Below are 5,469 nucleotides of genomic sequence, written 5' to 3' on the forward strand. Positions count from 1 at the left end.
CCCGCCATTGTCCACGCCCGCCGAGCCCGCCCTGATTGGTCGCGCGCGGCACCGGCTCGATCACCGCTCGCGCATCTGGTGGTAGCGCGCTCGACGCGCCTAGTCCGGGGTGGTTATCGTTGGCGGATGGCCCGGAACCGAAGTTCCGGGCCAGATCGTCAGGCCGCCTTGCCATTGACCGGGATGCGGCGGACATTTTCGTTCGCCGCCTCCGTCTTCGGCAGGGTGACCGTCAGCACGCCGTTCCTGAAGGTTGCGGCGGCGTGGTCACGGTCGATTCCCTGGGGCAGTCCGATACGGCGTTCAAAGCGGCCGTAGCTGCGCTCGGTATAGCCACGGTCCTTGTCTTCGACCTCGGAGCGCTTCTCGCCACGAAGCGTCAGCGCTCCGTCTTCGACGGTGATTTCGACGTCCTTCTCGTCGAGACCCGGCAGTTCGGCCGTGACGCGGATTTCCTTGTCAGTCTCGCCGAGCTCGACATGCGGGCAGCCGGCAGCGCGGTCGAACCCGGTTAATGTGGGCACGCCGAAGCCGCGGAGGGTATCGTCGAACAGCCGGTTCATCTCGCGGTGGAGCGAGAGCAAAGAGTGGGTATTAGTGTCGCGGTCGCGCTCGGCGCTGACCGGGACGGGAAGCCGGTTTTCCTGCCGGCTCCAGGGAATGAGATCACGAAAAGCCATGATGCTCATCTCCTTTTCTGGCTGGAAGAGGCACGGCCTGCCGGCCCGCTTGAAACGGCGCCGGCAGACCTTTTGAACCCGGATCAGGCCGCTTCGCGGACCTCATCCCTGGGCGCCTCGATCTGATCCGGGGCAGCTTTGCTACCGTTGATCTCGATCCGGCGCGGCCTCATTGCCTCGGGGACAACGCGCTTGAGCGAGATGCTCAGCAGTCCGTTCTCAAAACGGGCATTGCCAGCTTCCACGAAGTCGGCAAGCTGGAAGCGCCGCTCGAATGCGCGTGTGGCAATGCCGCGATGCAGATACTCGCCCTGATCGTTGTCTTCGGCACGCTTACCGGTGACGGTGAGCAGGTTCTGCTGAGCCACCACCTCGATGTCCTCGGCGCGGAAGCCAGCAACCGCCAGCGTAATGCGATAGCTGTCGTCACCTTCTTTCAGAATGTCGAAGGGCGGATAGCCATCTTCATCGCGTGCGCCTGCCTCGAGCAGGTTGAACAAGCGGTCGAAGCCGACCGTCGAACGCCGATAAGGCGTAAAGTCGAATGCAGTTCTCATTTCCAAATCCTCCAAAGAAGCGATCTGGACATGAGTTGCGCCAGTACAGGAGAGCTGGCGCCCTCGATGTCCACCGGACCCGAACAGCGGCGCCCGGCGAGTGGGACTTAGGAAGGGAATTTTTCCAGTTCAAGACCTTCCTACGCGCAAATGACGAGTTTTCTGCTCCCTTCGCTCCCGCCTGATATTTGCGGCAGTTGGCAAGGTGATGGCCGGCAATCGGCGTCCGTTCGCCTGAGTTTCGCCGTCACCGTTTCTAGCGGGATCAATGTGAGGAGATCCGACGACGCTTCAGCGCGACACTCCATCGTCCGTAAGAGATTAAAGCGTCGCCACCACCCGTTGAACCCACACCCAGCCCCAGTCATAAGCGGACTTACCGCTGATGGGCTCGCCATTTTCCAGATTGAGCGTCTTGAATGGGCGCGTACCTACTCGACCGCTGTCTGGCCCTTCGATGACCGGGTACGGCGTGAGCTGACATTCTCTTGGGCCTCGCCGGAATGGCGTAAGTTGGTCGAGTCCGGAACAAGAAATTTTGGCGTGATGTCATATAGGACGTGTCCGGTCAGGCCGCGCTTCTGAGGCGAGCGGACGAGCCTCTGTGGAGTGCGCGGCGTCAGGTCCGAGCAGCTTCCACCGTCTGCACGGCAATGAACCGCGCAAGCGGTATTTCGATGAGAGGGCGCTGCGCCGCCATCTCACGAGCGACGAGCGCCATTTCGATCCATTGCGGATCGTCGCCCTCACCTCGCTGCGCGAACGCACTCCAGGCGGCAACGCTGGACCAAAACGCGCGCTTAGGTTCCAGCACCGTCTCGATAATCGCGGCGATGCGGTCCTCGATCTTGCGCTTCCCTTTGATCGCTAATGTGACGTCGTCGCCATTTTCGAACCAGGAATCGAGTTGAGGATTGATTGCCAGCCATCGGCCGGAGGCGCGCACGGCCCTTTCAACCGCCTTGGAATTGCTCGCTGCCTCGTCCACGCCCTCGAGCATCGAGGCAACAAGATCGTGCACCGATACAGACTTGGGCGCTACATCCGAGAGCCCGATAAGCGTGACAGCCTGAACGAGACCAAACGGGGGCGGCGAACTGGCCGAGCCATCCGCGAGCGCGCTGCTCAGGAGCAGCGCAGTATCCTCGGCTGTCGCTTCATGGAGCGACATCTCTGACGCGATGTGGCCGAGCATGTCTTCGATCTCAGGCCTGCTTAGCGAGCCCGCTACCCAGGCGTCCCGCACACCGTGCCCCTGCTTGATCAGAATCGAAACCAGCGCGTTCTTTCTGCCCTGCTTGATAGATGCGAATATGCTTTGGGCCCCTGCCCCATCCCGCTCGGATATCAAGAGCTCCCTGACCTGGATGGCAGGGCGCTTCTCGGACACCGATCCAGCAACGCGCGCGGCTTTGATGATCGCATCGATCGCACGGCGCCGATCTTCGGGCACCCAGTTGCGGATCAGCATGAGGTTGGTGACCGACGCTGCCGATACCAGCCCGCGGCTGGCGGTCTCTTCAATCATCGAGGCTAACGGAGCCGCGATCGCAGGTTCTGCAAGAAGCCACCCGATAGCGGCCTCGCGCAGACTGGACTCGTCGGCGAGGACAAGTCCTTCCAGGAGACTGAGTTGCAGCCCGGCAGGCATGGCTGCCGTCAATTCGGCGAACTGACTGTGGACCAGGAACGCATCGCCCTCACAGGCTTTCACCAGGTCCTTCAACATCTCGTCAACATCGGGCGGCGGGAGATTGCGCTGGCTGGCTCCGGTCTGAATCATCGTGTGATCCATTGCGCTGCGTATATCGTCCCCCACCTCGACGCCGGCCCGCGAGAACGCCGAGACAAGCGCCAGCGCTGCCGTCGCCGCGAGCTTGCCGGTACGGATTTGCTGAGCGATCGCGGTCCTGACGTTCTCTATGGCCATGGTCGCATGACCGCTTCCGGCCTCGCTTCGCTGCCGCAGCTGCTCGAGAGTGTTGCCAAGCATGAAGGAATAGGCGTGATGCATCATCGCGTCAGGCCGCTTCTTGCGCCCTTCGGCGCCCGCGAGGTCAACGATGAGCAGCAGGGCTTCTGGCTGCTCCGCCAGCATATCTGCGATGCTGTGTGCGCCGGGCGACAATGCCCCCGAGCGGATATCGTCGCGAACCATGCGCGCGATCTGTTGAATGGCGGCACGTGGCGTCACGATTGATGCTCCTTTCTCGCAGGGGGATTGCGTCATCGGTACAACTGCCGGCGGGGCGACGACAATCCCATTTTGGCCACGGCCGGCACATCAAGGTTGCCTCGATAAAGGCAAAGAGCACGTTCGTGCACGCATCAGCGCCGCAAGGGCGCTGCTGCGAGGCGCACCCGCAAGGGGATGCGCTGGCGCGCCGGCGGGCGCCGCGCTGAGTAGCGACTAGGCGCCGTTCAGATCATCATCTTCGAATGCCACGGGCACAGCCTGCCGGCGGCGCTTAGGCTTGACCTTGCGTACATTCACCGAGGCGGCACTGATCATGTTCTTGATGTGCGCGGCGTAATGCTTCTGGATCATCTCGACGCTGGTACGGCAGTTTCGCGCGACCGCGTAGACATCGGCGCCTTCCATCAGGCGCAAGCAGATGTACGTGTGGCGCAGCGAGTAGGCGGTCCGCGCTTTGCCGTCCCGATCAAATTTCAGCTCCGCCCTGGCAAGCACGCCGTTGAACAGCTTCACGTGATTTCCGGGGAAGACCTTGTCGGTCGGCTTCGGAAGCTGAGCCTCAGGCGCTTCGGGCGCCTCATCAATTCCGGCCCGGCGCCGTTGCTGCGCCGCGCGGCGACTTTCCCCTTGCACAGGCCTCGGACGATTGAGCAGCCGCTCATAGGGGCGCACGGCATTGGGCATACTTTTGCAGAAGCCCACCCCTCGCTTGCCGCGCACTTCGATTTCCAGGATCTGCTGTCCAGTCTCATCGTCGATGACGATCTCAACATCGCGGTGCTCAAGGTTGGAGGCTTCATCGGGCCTCAGGCCCGTGTTGGCCATGAACAGGACGTAGTCATGCACCTGCTGCGCGTTCCACGCAAAGTGCGCATGGAACGGCTCCCTGGCATAGGCCCCGGTGGCCTTGTAGAGCTGCTTGTATTCCGCAGGACTGAACCAGGGGCGGTGCTCCACCTTGCTCGAAGCGCGATAAGGACTGGAGATGTCAGGCAGGTGCGACAGCCAGCCATGGCTGACCGCCGTGCGCAGCACCTGGCGCAGCGTCACGATTTCGTTGTGAAGGGTTTTTCGGGCAGGCGCCTTGTCCGAGACCGGGCGATTGCTCTTCGAATGCGGATTGGCGATGCCCCGCGACGACATCCGGTGCACCCGGTACTCCTGCACTTTGCCGCCGGTGATCTCGGAGAGACCAAGGTCGCCAAAAAACGGCAGCAAATGCACGCGAAGGCGAATACCATGTCCCTCCGTCCAACGCTTGCTGCGCTGGCCCTCGGTGATGATCTCGTATTCGCGAAGGAACTGGGCGGATGCTTCCTTGAAGGTCTTCTCGGTCTTGAGGATGCCGGCATGCAATTTGCCGCGCAGACCGAGATACCAATCTTCGGCAACTTGCTTGGCCAGCGATACGCTGTCCGTCCTGGTGGTGGCCCGGCGCTGCCTGCCACCAACCGATGCGGAGCAATGCCAGTTGCCACCGTCGATGCGCCGGTAAACCTGGACCTTTCCACCTAAGATCTCGTGCCTGTGCATGACAAACCGCCAGTGCTGCAAGGGGAGCCTGGGCCGGAATGTCTCACAAATCGCAAAACTGCGCAAATGTGCTAGTGTTGTGCTAGGCACATCGGGGCCTTCGCCGATTCCGACGATCGCCTTAAGCTGCTGTTTTGATTGTAAGTATTGGTTGCGGGGGTAGGATTTGAACCTACGACCTTCAGGTTATGAGCCTGACGAGCTACCGGGCTGCTCCACCCCGCGTCACCATATGGGGCTGGTTTTCAGCCCGGGAGTGTTTTTTTGTCCATTCCGGCGTTGCCGGCGTGGAGGGGCGGGGTTCTCCATCCCGCCTGGCGGCTGCGTCTTTTGGGGACGCAAAAAGGGGGCTTTTGGCCCCCTTGTTTCGTTTGTCATTGTGATGGGTTTTTTATCTAGCGTTTGTGCGCCGGCTTCAATGCCTGGCGACGTCCTACTCTTCCGGGGCTTGAGCCACAGTACCATTGGCGCTGTCAGGTTTCACGGCCGAGTTCGAGATGGG

Annotated in this window: 4 protein-coding genes, 1 tRNA gene and 1 rRNA gene; all 6 read right to left on the reverse strand. The window is 61.7% G+C overall.

Features of this window, described 5'->3' with window-relative positions; genetic code table 11:
- Positions 1-158: 158 nt before the first annotated feature.
- Positions 159-680, reverse strand: a complete 522-nt coding sequence (locus tag LH128_RS04095) for an Hsp20/alpha crystallin family protein (protein ID WP_008828317.1) — start codon at positions 678-680, stop codon at positions 159-161.
- An 83-nt stretch (positions 681-763) separates the two neighbouring features.
- The gene (locus LH128_RS04100; RefSeq protein WP_008828318.1) at positions 764-1,237 is read right to left on the reverse strand and encodes an Hsp20 family protein; all 474 of its coding nucleotides are present in this window, start codon (positions 1,235-1,237) and stop codon (positions 764-766) included.
- Positions 1,238-1,856: 619 nt separating this feature from the next.
- Positions 1,857-3,431, reverse strand: a complete 1,575-nt coding sequence (locus LH128_RS04105; protein ID WP_008828319.1) for a hypothetical protein — start codon at positions 3,429-3,431, stop codon at positions 1,857-1,859.
- Between the two features lie 216 nt (positions 3,432-3,647).
- On the reverse strand, positions 3,648-4,967 hold the full coding sequence (locus LH128_RS04110; RefSeq protein WP_008828320.1) for a site-specific integrase: 1,320 nt from the start codon (positions 4,965-4,967) through the stop codon (positions 3,648-3,650).
- Between the two features lie 148 nt (positions 4,968-5,115).
- A tRNA-Met gene (locus LH128_RS04115) sits at positions 5,116-5,192 on the reverse strand.
- A 195-nt stretch (positions 5,193-5,387) separates the two neighbouring features.
- Positions 5,388-5,469 (reverse strand): 5S ribosomal RNA (gene rrf / locus LH128_RS34965); the annotation flags it as partial.

The sequence above is a fragment of the Sphingomonas sp. LH128 genome (genome assembly GCF_000293195.2).
Taxonomy (GTDB): Bacteria; Pseudomonadota; Alphaproteobacteria; order Sphingomonadales; family Sphingomonadaceae; genus Novosphingobium; species Novosphingobium resinovorum_A.

Excerpts from the sequence above, each read along its gene's own strand:
- LH128_RS04095 (WP_008828317.1), bottom strand. The coding sequence starts at position 680 with ATGGCTTTTCGTGATCTCATTCCCTGGAGCCGGCAGGAAAACCGGCTT.
- LH128_RS04100 (WP_008828318.1), bottom strand. The coding sequence starts at position 1,237 with ATGAGAACTGCATTCGACTTTACGCCTTATCGGCGTTCGACGGTCGGC.
- LH128_RS04110 (WP_008828320.1), bottom strand. The coding sequence starts at position 4,967 with ATGCACAGGCACGAGATCTTAGGTGGAAAGGTCCAGGTTTACCGGCGC.